Genomic DNA, 15,345 nt, shown 5'->3' with positions numbered 1-15,345 from the left:
TACAAATATAAAATCTACAATTTGAATCTTAAGCCATCTTCCAAAGATATATTTGGTCTTGCCGTGGAAAACTACTTTTTTAAAAAAGATCGAACGCCCATCAGCGTTCACCATGCAGATTTTTACGACGATGAAATCCCTGTTGACTATCTGTTCAGAACCTATAAAGACATGCCTGAACTGGAGCAACTGGCTCTTGATTTATGCCGGGGAAGGGTTTTGGATGTGGGATGCTGTGCGGGAAGTCATAGTTTAGAACTGAAAGCTAAAGGCCACGAGATTTTGCCCATCGATATTTCTGAAAAATGCATTCAGACCTGTCGAAAAAGAGGACTCGAAGAAGCTCTGCAAATGGATTTCTTTGAGCTTAATCAGCAAAAATTTGATACGATTCTACTCTTGATGAATGGCATTGGCATTGCGCAAACGCTAAAGAATTTACCTGTTTTCTTTCAGAAATTAAAAGCGCTGATGAAGCCTGATAGTCAAGTATTACTGGATTCTTCAGACCTGATTTTTCTTTACGAAGACGAGATTTTGGAAGAGGATGCTTATTATGGTGAAATGAAGTTCAAAACCAGCTATAAAAAGCAGGTATCGGATTCATTTCCCTGGCTATACCTTGATTTTGCTTTGCTGAAAACTGAAGCACAGAAAGAAGGCTTTCAGTGCGAGCTCATCTACGAAGATGAACACTATAGTTTCCTGGCCAAACTAGGGCTTAGTTAAGTTCAAAAACCTGTTCTCCATCAATAAAAGTAGAAAGCACTTTTATATCTGGAATTTCGCTTTCTTCAATCTCCATGGGGTTTTTATCGACGATAATGAAATCTGCAAATTTACCTGCCTCCAGGCTGCCTTTTTCGTTTTCTTCAAAATTGGCATAGGCAGCCCAGATGGTCATGCCTTTTAAGGTTTGTTCCCGGCTTAGTTTTTCATCCGCATTAAAACCACCTTCAGGATAGCCCTTAAGGTCTTTCCTTGCAACGGCGGCATAAAACGTCAGAAATGGATTCACGTTTTCAATAGGAAAATCTGTTCCCAAGGCTACTTTGCCTGCATACTCCAGTAAAGTTTTATAAGCATAAGCACCTCCTATTCTCTCTGCTCCCAACCGGTCCTCAGCCCAGTACATATCGCTTGTGGCATGCGTTGGCTGTACAGATGGTATTATGTTCTCTCCATCGAAATATTTAAAATCAGATTCGTCCATGACCTGAGCATGTTCAACACGCCAGCGTTTATCCGAATCCTTCTTCAACAACTCCTCATAGGTTTTTAAGACTACATAGTTTGCAGAGTCTCCTATGGCGTGTGTATTCATTTGAAATTCAGAACCATGGATGCGTTTAGCAAGCTTTTGAAAATCGTCAAGATCTATAATCATACTTCCAAAATGATGATCCAAATCTGAATAGGGTTCTTTCAAAACGGCACCTCTGGACCCCAGGGCACCATCCGCATAGACCTTAATAGACCTTACATTCAAACGATCGGTTTTTAAAATACCTGAGTCCAAAAATTCGCTTATATTTTCTTCTGTATTACTCAACATCGCATAAATCCGCAGTTTGAGCTCATTCTGCTCATGTAAGTCATTAATCAGATGAATGACATCAGCATTTAATCCCGCATCGACAAGGCTTGTCAAACCAAGTGAAATGGCTATGTCTTCAGCAGATTTTAAAGCACGGGTCTGAGCCTCCTTATCCACTTCCGGAAAAGTGGCTTTAATCACTGACATGGGGTTATCGATCAGGATTCCAGTGAGTTTTCCCTCTTTTTTCTGAATTTCTCCGCCAAAGATTTCAGTCGATTCATCAATTCCTGCCTTATCTAGAGCCGCCTGATTCACAATCATCGCATGACCGTCAATCCGGGTTAAGGCGACAGGGATATCTGGAAATAATAAATCCAGGGTGTCTTTTGTAGGGAATTCCTGGATATCCCAGTCGTTTTGATCCCAGCCTCTCCCTATGATATATTTAGTTTCCGGATATTTCTTTTGAAAGACCTGAATTCGGTTAATAACATCTTCATAGCTTACAGTCGCATCAAGGTCTACTCTGGCCAATTTTAAGCCCAAATTATAAAGATGGGCGTGAGCATCGATAAGACCCGGTAAAATGGTTTTACCTTCAGCATTGATAACTTCAGCTGCTGAGTATTTACTCATCAGTTCTGCAGTGGTTCCCACTTCAATGATCTTTCCGTCGGTCACAGCAAAAGCTTCCGCAATGGAAAAGTCTTCATCTACAGTATAAGCCTTCGCATTGGTGACCAATAAATCCACCTGTTCCTGCGGATTACAACTCAGAAAAATAAAATTCAAAATTAAAACAGGAACAACAACTAGATATTTCATGTGAATAAATTTGTAAAGGATTGGAAAATTTCTTTGCGGATGGCAGCATTACCACTGGCAGCAAGAACTATGGAAACCAAAAGACCTATCATGGCATACAGAAAATCTTTTGCAATCATACGCGTCGCTCTTTTTTTGTGTTTGTTTCCTCTTTTCTTTCGGGATATACTTATGGCAATTTCACGCCCTCCGATAATTCCTAAAAACACCCAGGTGGTACTCATGGGAACCGTTGAAATAAAAAGTTTATAAATCAGTAAAATGACGTAGGATAAATCGATAAGTGTTGCAGCACGAATATCCGAAACCCTGGTTTTCTCACTCACAACACCTTGAATTTTATCTCCTCTGAGATAAAACAACAGGCCTAAGCCGAAGAAAATGGTCAGGGCAAATATTGAAAACTGAAGCAGGTTTTGCTCTCTCGGCAGGTACACGGCAATATTGGCACCGTCCTGCATCACCCAGGTTGCCCAGAGCGCACCACTCACGGCCCACTGCAGAGGTACCCAGTAGTTACTGTGTTTTCGGCTCTTAAAGTATTTTCTGATGGTATTGTAAGACAAATACCAAATGAAAAAGGATACCACAAAAGCCAGGAGGTAACCGGACCAGCTTTTAAGAATAACCGAGGTTATCCCTGAGGTGTTGGCACTAAAAACACTAAGCAGAAGAAAAGTTGTAGAAACAGGCATTTTCAACCTGGTCAGTATCAGTAAGACCAGTGGAGCTATGACCTGGAAAAAGGTGAATTTATCGGGGTGGGGATAATCTGTTGATCCATCCGGATTGGTCAGTCTCTGGTATGTGACATCGCCGTCAAAATAGATGTAACTAAAGGCAACAGTTATCAAAAATATACCTCCGATAAAGAGCCATAATATCCACCATTTTTTGGCTTTATTACTTTCGATAAATGTACCTAAGGATTGAATACTGTCGTTGGCGACAGCGGCATACGCAGCAAAAAAGAAGCCAACCCACATGGCGAGATTGGCGTTTGTTGTAGATGTAGCTGCGATAATAAGACCAACGACAACTATGGTCAAAAATGTCTTTTCCTCTGAGAGAAAATCGAGAACATTTAAATAAGGGCGATCTCGATCGTGACGCTTGAATTTATCGGCCATTTAATTATGGTGTTTCAGAAGTTAGAAATCACAAATCTACTTAAATAAAATTGTTCAATGTTTCCTTTTCGTTAAGAAAATTAAGATAAGGTTTACCAGTCAAACTGATAAATCATCCCTCCTGTGACTTGCAGGCCTTGAACTTCATAGTTCTGCCAGCGGTTATATGCATTGTTCAAAAGGTTACGGGCATTTACAAATGCGGAAAGTCTTGGAATAATTCGATATTCTACCGACGCATTAAGGTCTAAAAAGCCGTCGATGGAAACAGTGGTCTGTCCACTCGAAATCGGTAAACCATTTGACGCAATCAAAACGTTCTCAAACGCATCTTTCCGTTCACCTATATAGAATAGCGAGGCAGAAAAATTCCAGTTTTTTGTAAAGTCATAATTGGCATAGGCTTTTAGTTCCAGTTCCGGTAAATTCCATGCCTCCTCGTCTGCTTCAGTTGAAAAATTGGAGTAGCGGCCATACAGACCTAACGTGAAATCACTATCCGCCTGAAACGCCAAATCAGCCGATATACTGGCTATTTCCAAATCGCTGTAAACTACATCAAAAGAATTCCCGTAATCAAAATTTCTTCTGGATGCAGACGAATTATCAAGATTTGGGTTAGCTTTAAATAAGGCATAATCCTTTGTACTGGAATAACTGGCTTCAGCAGAAAGCGATAAATCGCTTAGAAGCTTTGCAGAGAAGCCGGCGAAGGCCTTATACTGCTGGTCACTTGGTCTGATCAGTAAGGTTGGAGACACAAAGGGATTTTCTGAACTGAAATTTTCATAAGTGTTTTGTGTTAAGCCCCCTTTTACCCCCAGGTTGATTTTGAGACTTTCCTGATTCAGGAAAATCTCAGCTTCCACATCCGGATAAAAGAAAACCTCGCTTGAACCTGCCTCAAAATCATTGAAAAAGACCGCCCTGGCTCCTAGCTTTAGATTCAGGTTGTCAAAAGTCAAATCAACAAAAGGGTTTAAACCCGCCTGAAACTGCTGATAATTGATCTCGTTTGTATCGTAAAATGCAGTTTGAAAAGTTCCGTTTAAAAACCTAAAGTCTCCATTCAAAGATAAAATCTCATAGCCTAAAGGAATTTCAACCCGGGAACTCAGTGCCAAAAGCTGCTCAGAACTGCTGTAATCATCGGTGAAATTCTGAATGAGGACTTCGCCTTCTTTGAGAAAGCTATCATGAAACTGAATTCCTCCAAGCGCTGCAAGCTTTGTATAGGTTTGTTTGGGATCGATTGAACTAAACTCCTGTTCGGGTATCTGAGACACTAAATCATCGGAAACTCCATAATAATTCACCTCTCTGTGGTTTAATTCGATTCCTGAATTCCAGTCGAAATCACGGTCTTTAGAAGTCAGGTTTAAACCGAGTAAGGTATTTGAAAAATCATCATCCAAAACCACATCTTCTATGCCCCCCTGTGATGACAAATGAGAAAATTGAACATCGATATTACGATCGGGATTAAGATTGAAATTACTATAAAAGTCAGCAAGAATAGTGGAGTAATTTCCCGCACCAAACCTGGCATAATTTTCGTATTTTTTCTGTGGAGGAGCCATTCTTACACCAGAGGCCGTACCCTTGGCGGGAGTAAAGGTTGATGCCACGGGGACATCGACAAATGAATAAGAAACCGCTTTTCGTTTTTGCTTAATGGTATCTTTTACACTTGGTTTTTGTTTTATTTTAAAGGCATCATTCACCGTCGGTGAATATTGTTTAATGATGATAAGTTTATCAGTACTAATGGTATCGCGCTGCGCAAAGCCCTGAGAAAACATTAGAATTCCGAATAAAAAAAAGATAAAAGACTTTTGGTTTATTTCCATTTTATTTCAATTAATCACTACAAATAACGGTATCTTTAGGGTATTAATAACTGATTACCACTGAATTTTATTTCATTAAAATTCAAATTTAAAAAAACAAAAACATGCAGGAAGGCGACATCAAAGATTTACTACAATCACAGCAACAATTTTTCAAATCCAGTTCCAAAACTTCAGTCAAAGAACGCATTTCTATTTTGAAGAAGCTGAAATCCAGCATAAAGGCCCATGAAAAAGAGATTGTAAAGGCAGTATACAAGGATTTTCAAAAACCAGAATTTGAAGTCCTGACTTCAGAGCTTTTTGTAGCTTATAAAGAACTCAACCTGTTTATTAAAAAACTCAAGCACTGGTCTAAGCCTAAATCGGTTTCTTCAGCCTGGCTTAACTTTCCTTCTTCAGACAAGATTTACCACGTGCCCTGGGGTAAAGTCCTAGTGATAGCACCCTGGAATTATCCTTTCCAGTTAGCGATTACGCCTGTGATTGGAGCCATCGCCTCCGGAAACACCGTTGTGCTTAAACCCTCAGAACACGCGCCTTACACAGCCGATATTTTAGAAAAAATCATCAGCGAGGTATTTGAAGCTCAGCAGGCCAAAGTCATTCAGGGGGCGGTTGAAACGGCTAAACTATTGCTCGAACAGCAATGGGATTATGTTTTCTTTACGGGAAGTGTCACTGTAGGACGTATAGTTTCTCAGCAAATCGCTGAGCACATGACACCACATACACTGGAGCTGGGCGGAAAAAATCCCTGTATTGTCGATGCTTCGGCCAATCTCGATGTGGCAGCCAAGCGTATTTGCTGGGGTAAGTTTCTGAATGCAGGGCAAACCTGCATCGCCCCGGACTATTTGCTTGTTGATGCTTCCATAAAGGCTGAATTTCAGGAAAAATTGATCTTCACTTTAAAAACATTTTATGCGGATGGCAATTTTACAGACTATGCAAGACTTATTCATGAGGATCATTTTGAAAGACTGACAGGCCTGTTAAAAGATCAGGACATCATTTATGGCGGTGACAGCGATCCTGAAACCAATTTCCTGGCACCAACGCTCGTGGAGTCTCCAGATTTTTCATCTTCCCTTATGGAAGAAGAAATTTTCGGTCCCATTTTACCACTCTATTCTTACTCATCCTTCGATGAACTGGAAACCACAATCACCACTTTCGATAAGCCCTTGTCCCTCTATGTGTTCAGTGAAAGAAAGGACTTTATCAAACGCGTCAACGAAAACTTTGATTTTGGTGGTGGGGTTATAAACGATACCATTGTTCATTTTGTAAACGACAAGCTCCCCTTTGGTGGTGTAGGTGCTAGCGGACTTGGAAATTATCACGGCAAAGCTTCTTTTGAAACCTTTACCAGAAAGAAATCCATCGTAAACCGCAAAACTTGGCTGGACATTCCCATTAAATATCCGCCTTATACCCATGTGGATTCCTTTAAGTCGTTTATGAACCTATTTCGGTAAGCCCGAATGTGAATTTGGTCTTGGTGCGCATCTGAGAAAGCTGATTAATACCTCTTTCAGATAACTGAAGAATACGAGGATAACCGCCGGTTACCTGGGCATCCCTCATCAAAACAATCATCTTACCCTCAGGTGTATATTGAATGGTTCCTGGCAAGACAGGCCCTGTTACAATTTCGTCCAGTTCATTCTCCAACCGCTCCTGCAGCTGGTAAGCCATTCGATTTTGGGATGTTGAAAGCGAGAATTTAGCGGTTTTTAGCTGGTATTGCAGGGTTTCGCTTAGCTTATGAAATTCCGGCCCCTTGTAAACCTCCAGTATGGTTTTAGCATAGTAGTCTGTGTCCAATGCCAGAACATCCCCTCCGGTCGTTCCTTCAAATACAGAAAAATCAAGCTGATCATTTTTTTGTATTTGGTGCCTGGTTAAGGCTTTAAAAAAACTTCGGCTCCCCAGTAAACTTTGAGATAAAAATCCCTCTTTAACCGCTACATAACCCCAGCTACCTCTTGTCAGTTCTTTGATTGTTAATACATCTCCGCTACTCACCTGTAAAACACTATTGACAACAGCCTGAGCGGCATTTAAGGTAATCACAGCATCCAGAGCGGCGACACAAATGAAGGTCGGCGCTTCAAATTCTAGCTTGAGACCCTGCTGGTAAAACTCAATACAGGCACAATCCTCTGTATTGTTTAAAACCTGATTTGCATACCTGTACAGGTGCAGGTCCATGGCCCCGGAAACCGGGATTCCCTGAGGCATGCCCTCACTACGTCCCTGGTCCTGTACCGTTGAAAACAAGCCGGGATGTTTTATTAGTAAGCTCATATTAAAAATTGAAGTTTTTGGACCTGGATTGAATATACTCAAATTTTTCTTTGGAAATGGCTTCAAATTGAATCTTGTCCCCGGCTTTCAAATAGCACATTTGCGTTTTGTGATCAGGATCGAATAAGGTAACAGGGCTTCTCCCGATTATTTGCCAGCCTCCCGGAGAATCTGATGGATAAATTCCGGTTTGCTTATCGGCAATCCCAACTGAACCTGCCGGTATTTGTGTTCGAGGTTGTGATTTTCTTCGGTGATAAAGCCTTTGATCCAGACCTCCCAGGTACGGAAAACCCGGAAGAAATCCGATGAAATAAACCGTGTAAACCGGCTTGGTGTGTCTCCGGATAATTTCAGATTTTGAAAGCTCTAATTCTTCTGATAAGGACTGCAGATCCCAGCCGAAATCCTCCTCATAACACACCGGTATTTTCCGGACTTCCAGGTCGAGTTTTTGGTTGAGCTTTACCTTAGAAATGAGCTCCAAAAACTGATTTTTAAGAGTATAGAAATTATTTATAGTTGATTTGTAAATGACTAACAATGAATTGTATGAAGTAATTACCTGAAGTATATGTTGAGCGTTTTTACGAACTATATTTTCTTTAAGAGTTAGGATGATCTGCAAAAGGTTTTCATTGATTTCTGAATCAAATTCAATCAGAATTGAAGTTTCGTTGAACTGAAAAACACGTATTTTATCCTTCATTTTTAGATCCAATTTTGATTCCACTCTCCACCAGTTTCGACCTCAAAAGCCGTAAAATTTTAAGGGCATTTGGCGTGTCACTATGCACACAAATCGTATCGAATGTTTGCTTGATTTTTTCACCGGACAACGTCAAAACTTGCTGATTATGAATCATGCTTAAAACGCTTTCAGAAATCAAAAGCGGATCATGTAACACTGCGCCCTTTTCTTTCCTGGAAACCAGGCTCAGATCATTTTGATAGGCCCGGTCTGCAAAACCTTCAATCCAGAGTGATATGGTCTTTGGAAGCTCAGAAGTAAAGTTTATAAAAGGCGGTGTAAATAAAAACAATTCCTTTTCTCTTTCGGTAACCACCTCCAGAATCAAATCTGCTATAGTCTGCTGCTTACGCATATCATTGTATAAAGCGCCGTGAGGTTTGATATGATGCAGCGGAAGGTTTTCAGCCTTGCAGGCTTTCTCTACCCTGTCAATTTGCCGGTGTAAATGCCGTTTCAAGTCTTCAGCAGGAAGTTCAAGCGAATGCCGACCAAAATTTTCAGTATCCGGATAGGACGGATGAGCCCCAACATGCACCTGGTGCAGTTTAGCCAGCCTGACCGCCTGCACTACGCTTTCATCATCACCAAAATGACCGCCACAGGCAATATTGCAGGAAGAAATAAGAGGCATCAGATCCGCATCAAACTCCCCTCCTTCTCCAAGATCACAATTGATATCTATGGTTTTATTCATATCGAAATATAGGGAAAGCTGAGAACTTTAGAAACTATGCAGGCTTAATCTTTAGCAAAATCAACCCAGCCACCCATCGCGGTCCAGACTCCGATACTGAATGGCTTCAGAAATATGGGTGCCTGTAATGTGTGGAGAGGCCTCGAGATCAGCTATAGTCCTGGAAACTTTTAGAATTCTGTCGTAAGCTCTGGCCGACAGATTCAGGCGTTCCATCGCGGTTTTCAAGAGGGTTTTGGAAGACTCTTCCAGTTGACAAAATTCTTTGATATGCTTTACGTTCATCTGAGCATTGTAATGCACATTTTCAAAAGCTTTAAACCTTTCCGTTTGAAATGCTCTGGCTTTGGTAACACGTTCTCTGATTTCGACGCTGGTTTCACATTTCCGCTCCTCACTAAGTTCATCAAACGGAACCGGCGTCACTTCAATATGAATATCAATTCTGTCCAGCAGAGGACCACTGATTTTTCCTAAATAGCGCTGAATCTCCGCCGGAGAGGAAGTGACCGGCGCATCCGGATCGTTAAAATAGCCTCCAGGGCTTGGATTCATACTGGCCACAAGCATAAAACTGGAGGGATAGGTCACCGTAAATTTTGCCCTGGAAATCGTAACCTCTCGATCCTCCAGGGGTTGTCGCATGACTTCTAAAACCGTTCGCTTAAACTCCGGCAGTTCATCCAAAAACAAGATGCCGTTATGAGCCAAAGAAATTTCACCGGGTTGCGGGTAGGCTCCGCCCCCGACCAGAGCCACATCAGTAGTAGTTATAAATGTGATGGATTACTAAATTATCCTATATTTGTGGTTGAACTTAAACATAATACAATGAAAACCATAGCAGTATACATCAGGAAATCACGTGAAGATAAGAGTAAAAAGAACAGTTCTCTAAAAGAACAGAAGCTTTTAGGGGAAGAATTCTGTGATAATAATGGCTATAAAGCCAAGATTTATGATGATGGTATAATCAGTGGTACTATTAAAACTAGACCCCAGTTTCAAAAAATGATAGCTGATATTAAGGCTGATAAATTGCATGGTGTTTTCATCTGGAATACAGATAGATTAGCACGTGATGTGGGTGCATTTGAGACCCTTGCAGAGGTTATGAGGGATACTAAAACCCTTTTATTTGATAATGGTGCAGAGATAGATTTGAATGACCCTAACCAGTCCATGATGTACACTATGAAGAGTGCTATGGATGCACATTATGCAAAGGTCACAAAGAGTAAGATAAAAACAGTTTTAAAAAGAAATTTCAATACAGGTAAAGTTCATGGACGTTCTACATATGGTTATACAACAGACAGTAATAACCATATAGTAATAGATGAAGAGGAATCTAAGATAGTCATTGAAATTTATGAACTCTCAAACAAAGGTATAACACCATTTAAAATAGCTGAACACCTTAATAAACAAGGTGAACTTACTAAATATAATAAATTAGGTGGTGAACTGACCATAATAAACAAATACACAGGTAAGAAAACAACAAAGAAAAAGGAGGATATAGACTGGGCTGAAAGCACTGTAAGAAGGATTCTAACCAATCCAATATACAGAGGTGAAAGAATCATAACCCACAATAAAAAGAATAAACCAGAAACTAAGAAATACACTGCACCTGCCATAATTGATGATAGATTATGGTATAGTGTAAATAAGAAATTCAATAAGTATAATTCAGGGAAGAATACCGAATATAAGTATCTACTCAATGGTCTTATTGAATGTGGTAGATGTGGAAGGAATTACTATGGAAGGGTTAATAAATCCTCTGGTGATAATTTCTATATGTGTTCATCTAAGAGGTACAAACATGAGAACTGTGGTAACAAGGCTATAAATCGCCCCAAGTTTGATGATTTCATCTGGGAAGTATTAACCTCATCAAACCTCATAAATATATTAGACTTGAATATCAAAGGAGGAACGGATAAAGAGAGGATAAATGAGACTAAAAAACAGTTAGACAAATTAAGCAAAGAGATTAATTCAATCACCAATAAAAAGAATAAAGCTATTCAAATGACTTTAGATGGTATAGTAAGTCAGAAAGATATGCAGAGTAGTTTAGATAGCCTAAATACTAAGTTAGAATCATTAGAGGTGATGATAACCAATAAAAAAGATGAGTTGGAATACTTATTAAAATCTGAGGGTAAACTAAAAAACATGAAGAAGGAACTTTCAACCCTTAAAAAAGATAGTCCCTTTGAAATTAAGCAGAAGTTATTACAGAAATACATACAAAGGATTTATATAGAATCATCAGATAATAACCTATATGAGGTTAAAATACAGTTCAAGTCTTATTCATTAGATACTTCACTATATGTGATAAATACAAGTTTTGGTATGATTAGAAAGGTCACACCAATAGTTAATGAACTTGTAGATTATTTCTATCCAAAGTATGGTAAACCTAAAGATGAGATAGATGTTAGGGGTGAATATGATAATATCACATTTAAAAATAAGATGTTAGATAGAGTGAGTAATTATCAACCTAAATTAATGGCTTATAAATCTATAGTTAATACCTCATTAGCTTATAGAGAACATTATAGGGATAATAAGGATGCACTAAAAAAGTATGATGGAATTCATTCAAACGCATACATAAGTGACATAAAAAATAGACTTATGTCATAAGTTCTATTTATCCCCCCTGTTATTAATTTAACAGGGGTTTTATTTTATACTGTTATAAAGAACTGATACTTCTTTCCCAAGGGTGTATACTTTAACCCTAAGAGACTTTAATATAAAATATATACACTTTACCACATTCAATAATAAAAGCCCTTCGAAGGGCTTAAAATAGTTTCATTAAGTTTTGTTAAAACGCATAAGATAACATTTTATTAATTGTATCTTTGTAATATCCTAAATATTAACAAAAAAATAACAAATCTATGAGTGAAGTTAGAACAATTAAAGAAGAACAACTAGAAGAATCAATCAAGGAAGCCTTTAAAATAGATAAGGAAGTGATTAAAAAATATGGTCATAGTAATAATACCTATAAAATTGATTTTTACTCTGATTTTCCATATGACATAGTAATTAATCCTAAAAGTACATACGATTCTAAAAGGGATAATACAGAGGTGATTGAGATGATTGAATTAGATGATTTAAACGAAACCACACCAAGTAAAACTATCAAAATATTTAAAGAACAATTTAAAGATAAATTAATATATAAAGAATAGAGAACCTACATTAAACAGGAAACCCCTTAGATAGATTCTAAGGGGTTTCCTATTTAATGGTTATAGGTTGAGATACACAGCATCTAACTCCTCCTGCCTTAACCCCAAGTACTTTCTGGTAGTTGCTATATCCCTGTGTGCAAATATCTCTGATAACTTCATTAATGCAGCTTCACTCTGACCATTAGCATTATACACTCTCCTTCCAAATGACTTCCTGAGGCTGTGACTACTTATTCTATCTCCTTTGAAATACTCCTGTAATAACCTATTAACTGACTTATTACTATACACAGAACCCTTCTGAGACCTGAAAGCTTTATAGTTATCAGGGTATTTGAAATCATCCTTAAAGTATTCCATAGCTACCTTTATGTGGTCACTCACTATTATCTTTCTCTCTTTACCTGTTTTCTTCTCTGTAATAGTAAATGAATCACCCCTGAGTTCACCATAGGTTAACTCTATTAGGTCTGAATACCTCAACCCAGTTGATATACCTGTTATTATTAATAATCCAAATGAGGGCTTATCCCCTGTTCTTATTAATTGCATTGCTTTTAGTCTAGCTTCCTCAAATTTGATGTAAGTACTTCCTTTCATAATGTTTCTATTTGATAATAAATATGTCAAGTTAGTGCAAATATACACATTTATTTGACATTTATTAAAAATATTTCTCTATAACACCAGTAAACACTGAAAATGTCAGCTTATGTACTTTTCTGACATTTTAATTATCAAGGGAGTAATAAAATTATAATCCTGGTTATCAGTATTTTAAACACTAATTAGTAGTTTAATATCTTATCTTTATCATTCAATATTTTAATAATTAAAAACATTCAATCATATGCTAAATCAAGGAGAAAGACAGGGATTTAAATGGAGACCAAACGACTATTCGTCAACTACACTTACTCGTTATGATATGGAAGCAGAACACTGGACTAAAGCGTTCAGGAATGCTTCTAATAAACATATTGTTGGTGATATAGCTTCGCCTTTAAAAAGCATTATGAGCGGGGTAGACTTGGTTCTATCAATATTAAGTTTAATATTGATAATCTTGATTCATATCGTAAAGTGGCTGAGGTCTTAAACACCACACTATTTATAAAATATTCTATTTATTTAGTACAAAATACTTCCTCAGAAAAATGTGGTTTTTACAAAAACCGATTTTAGGAAATTGTGTTTATTTTAGACTATGCCCTTATCAAATAAACTTTACTCCAATCGACCCTAATTATTTACCTGGAAAATTTTTCAAAAATTTTTAGACACAACCGACCTATTGTATATACATAGTTTTTTTATCTTTAAAATAAGGGAGTATACGTGGTTATACTTTCTGTTAAAACTTAAAAAAGTATAGAGTAAAGAGACACACCTCCGTACGCAACCTTTGAAATGATATCAAAAACGACACTTTTGCAGATGCATATACAGCATATAAGGTGAGGTTATGATACAAAAAAGGGTCTTAATTTTTACTAATAATATCGAATGTTCAACTAAATACTTTCAAACATGGATAAAATGAAAAAACTGAATTAATAGAAGAAATTGAATACACCTATAATTTTCTTTTACAAAAAGAAGGTAAACTATCAGAACTAGGTAGAGATTATCTTGAAGAGATTCCAAAGGAGTTGGAAAGTTTAATTGATAAATTGGAGGAAGTAAATGAAAAATGTACAGAACTTAGCTGTGCATTGGAAGATTTGGAGGCAGGTGAGGAAAATGAATTGGTCTCATAACTATTTGGATGAGGTTTGCTCTACTTTTAGATATTTATATACAAAACAATACCATGAGCAAACTCCCATCCAAACACAGCAAGAATGAAGTGGTTATTTTAAGGATAACTTCAACCCTAAAAAAAGAATTAAACGAATTGAGCAAAAAAAGCAAATACAATAGTGTTTCTGCTTTTATAAGAGCTTTAATAGAATCTGAGTCTAGAAAATAATTTGATGAGGTTTTATAAAATTCCACTAATGGGTTAAGTGCCGTATTTTCATTTAAAAATACGCTTCATAAGCATCAAATCATAAACCTCAACATCTGATAATAGTTACATCATATTTAAGTTAAATAGTTTCTGTTGGGGGTATTATATCTGTCCAATAAGGATTTTTAGACCTATAGACACAAGGACAATAATGATTAGTTTTTTTAAAAATACTATTTCTCCAAATAGAAAAAGGAATAAAAATATCTTGTCTATATAGTTTTATATTCTCGCCACGAAACAACCTTCCTAACATTCCATTCTTTTCAAGCTTTAAATACAAATCTTTATCAAGATTGGAGAAATAGCTCTTATAAAGTTCGTAATTTTTACCAACTACTGGATTTTTAAATCTATAGTCCATTTTTAATTGTTCTAAATTATACTGTTTATCCATCTTTCTATTTTATTAGTGAAATTATAGTACAGCCTTCCTTAGTTATATATTTTTTCCAACCATTTAAATCAAAAATTTGAGATTCATGATAACTCATATTAGCAAACAATAGTTTAAGAGTTTTAAACAGCTCCCTTTTTTTATTGGAAATTTTGACGTACCCATGTACATGTGGTTGACCGTTAGCTTTTCGCTTCTCAATTGTGTAGTGTATTTCCAAGCTTGGGTCATCAATTTCTCGAAACACATGCTCTAGAATTTTTGAAATTTCTTTTGGTTTATATTCTTTATAAGTTTTGAAACTAAGGGCAAAATATTTCTGTTTGTAATTTCTCTTTCTTTTAAATTTTGGCTCTAACAAATGATGAACTTCCCATTGTCCAGCCTTATTTTTTCTTAATAAATCTTCATTTTTAAACTCAGATAACTCTGTAATTATTTTTCTAACATTTCTGGATGTCATCCCCTTAATTTTTGCTATTTCACTAACCCTTAGATACTCTTTCTTTTCCATAATTTTTTGTTTCTATGCGTACCAAATGCTTTAGGAATTAACTCTAATTCCTCTAATTCGGCTTTGTTATTTATAATAAAT

Annotated in this window: 14 protein-coding genes and 1 pseudogene; 5 read left to right on the top strand and 10 right to left on the bottom strand. The window is 37.2% G+C overall.

The genetic code is table 11. From position 1 onward, the window contains the following. Nucleotides 1-21 precede the first annotated feature (21 nt). On the top strand, nucleotides 22-729 hold the full coding sequence (locus tag G3567_RS08510) for a class I SAM-dependent methyltransferase (protein WP_164004905.1): 708 nt from the start codon (nucleotides 22-24) through the stop codon (nucleotides 727-729). Here the strand turns inward: G3567_RS08510 and G3567_RS08505 are convergent. The 3 genes from G3567_RS08505 to G3567_RS08495 form a co-directional block, all read right to left on the bottom strand. Then, nucleotides 722-2,365, bottom strand: a complete 1,644-nt coding sequence (locus G3567_RS08505) for an amidohydrolase (RefSeq protein ID WP_164004904.1) — start codon at nucleotides 2,363-2,365, stop codon at nucleotides 722-724. The genes G3567_RS08510 and G3567_RS08505 overlap by 8 nt on opposite strands. Continuing rightward, on the bottom strand, nucleotides 2,362-3,495 hold the full coding sequence (locus tag G3567_RS08500; protein WP_164004903.1) for a hypothetical protein: 1,134 nt from the start codon (nucleotides 3,493-3,495) through the stop codon (nucleotides 2,362-2,364). The genes G3567_RS08505 and G3567_RS08500 overlap by 4 nt, the downstream gene beginning before the upstream one ends. 92 nt (nucleotides 3,496-3,587) lie before the next feature. Further along, nucleotides 3,588-5,345, bottom strand: coding sequence for a TonB-dependent receptor (locus G3567_RS08495; protein WP_164004902.1), 1,758 nt, complete (start codon nucleotides 5,343-5,345; stop codon nucleotides 3,588-3,590). A gap of 104 nt (nucleotides 5,346-5,449) precedes the next feature. On the opposite strand from G3567_RS08495, the gene G3567_RS08490 reads away from it, so the two are divergent. Beyond that, nucleotides 5,450-6,826: an aldehyde dehydrogenase gene (locus tag G3567_RS08490; protein ID WP_164004901.1), complete on the top strand. Its 1,377-nt coding sequence runs from the start codon at nucleotides 5,450-5,452 to the stop codon at nucleotides 6,824-6,826. Here G3567_RS08490 and G3567_RS08485 read toward each other — a convergent pair. From G3567_RS08485 to G3567_RS08470, 4 genes and pseudogenes are all read right to left on the bottom strand, one after another. Then, the gene (locus G3567_RS08485) at nucleotides 6,807-7,658 is read right to left on the bottom strand and encodes a 5-oxoprolinase subunit C family protein (RefSeq protein WP_164004900.1); all 852 of its coding nucleotides are present in this window, start codon (nucleotides 7,656-7,658) and stop codon (nucleotides 6,807-6,809) included. The two genes, G3567_RS08490 and G3567_RS08485, sit on opposite strands and share 20 nt — an antisense overlap. Before the next feature lies 1 nt (nucleotide 7,659). Continuing rightward, nucleotides 7,660-8,367: a 5-oxoprolinase subunit PxpB gene (gene pxpB / locus G3567_RS08480; protein ID WP_164004899.1), complete on the bottom strand. Its 708-nt coding sequence runs from the start codon at nucleotides 8,365-8,367 to the stop codon at nucleotides 7,660-7,662. Next, entirely contained in the window at nucleotides 8,357-9,106 is a 750-nt protein-coding gene (gene pxpA / locus G3567_RS08475; RefSeq protein ID WP_164004898.1) for a 5-oxoprolinase subunit PxpA, read from the bottom strand. The genes pxpB and pxpA overlap by 11 nt, the downstream gene beginning before the upstream one ends. A gap of 60 nt (nucleotides 9,107-9,166) precedes the next feature. Then, nucleotides 9,167-9,877 (bottom strand): annotated as a pseudogene (locus G3567_RS08470) (YifB family Mg chelatase-like AAA ATPase); the annotation flags it as partial. Nucleotides 9,878-9,937: 60 nt separating this feature from the next. Between G3567_RS08470 and G3567_RS08465 the strand changes: the two are divergent. Continuing rightward, nucleotides 9,938-11,773 carry a recombinase family protein gene (locus G3567_RS08465; RefSeq protein WP_164004897.1) on the top strand — a complete coding sequence of 612 codons (1,836 nt, stop codon included), beginning with the start codon at nucleotides 9,938-9,940 and terminating at the stop codon, nucleotides 11,771-11,773. A gap of 263 nt (nucleotides 11,774-12,036) precedes the next feature. Next, the gene (locus G3567_RS08460) at nucleotides 12,037-12,336 is read left to right on the top strand and encodes a hypothetical protein (protein ID WP_164004896.1); all 300 of its coding nucleotides are present in this window, start codon (nucleotides 12,037-12,039) and stop codon (nucleotides 12,334-12,336) included. Nucleotides 12,337-12,396: 60 nt separating this feature from the next. On the opposite strand, the gene G3567_RS08455 is transcribed toward G3567_RS08460, so the two are convergent. Further along, the gene (locus G3567_RS08455; protein WP_164004895.1) at nucleotides 12,397-12,939 is read right to left on the bottom strand and encodes a tyrosine-type recombinase/integrase; all 543 of its coding nucleotides are present in this window, start codon (nucleotides 12,937-12,939) and stop codon (nucleotides 12,397-12,399) included. 1,213 nt (nucleotides 12,940-14,152) lie between these two features. Between G3567_RS08455 and G3567_RS08450 the strand changes: the two genes are divergently transcribed. Further along, a complete protein-coding gene (locus tag G3567_RS08450) occupies nucleotides 14,153-14,311 on the top strand; it encodes a ribbon-helix-helix protein, CopG family (protein ID WP_164004894.1) in 159 nt (52 codons plus the stop codon). Between the two features lie 121 nt (nucleotides 14,312-14,432). Here the strand turns inward: G3567_RS08450 and G3567_RS08445 are convergent, their stop codons facing one another. After that, complete coding sequence (locus G3567_RS08445; protein ID WP_164004893.1) at nucleotides 14,433-14,750, bottom strand: hypothetical protein; 318 nt, start codon at nucleotides 14,748-14,750, stop codon at nucleotides 14,433-14,435. 4 nt (nucleotides 14,751-14,754) lie between these two features. Then, entirely contained in the window at nucleotides 14,755-15,264 is a 510-nt protein-coding gene (locus G3567_RS08440; RefSeq protein WP_164004892.1) for a hypothetical protein, read from the bottom strand. Nucleotides 15,265-15,345 lie beyond the last annotated feature (81 nt).

This window comes from Psychroflexus aurantiacus (genome assembly GCF_010820555.1).
GTDB lineage: Bacteria > Bacteroidota > Bacteroidia > Flavobacteriales > Flavobacteriaceae > Psychroflexus > Psychroflexus aurantiacus.
This window is presented reverse-complemented; position numbering and strand designations above follow the sequence as displayed.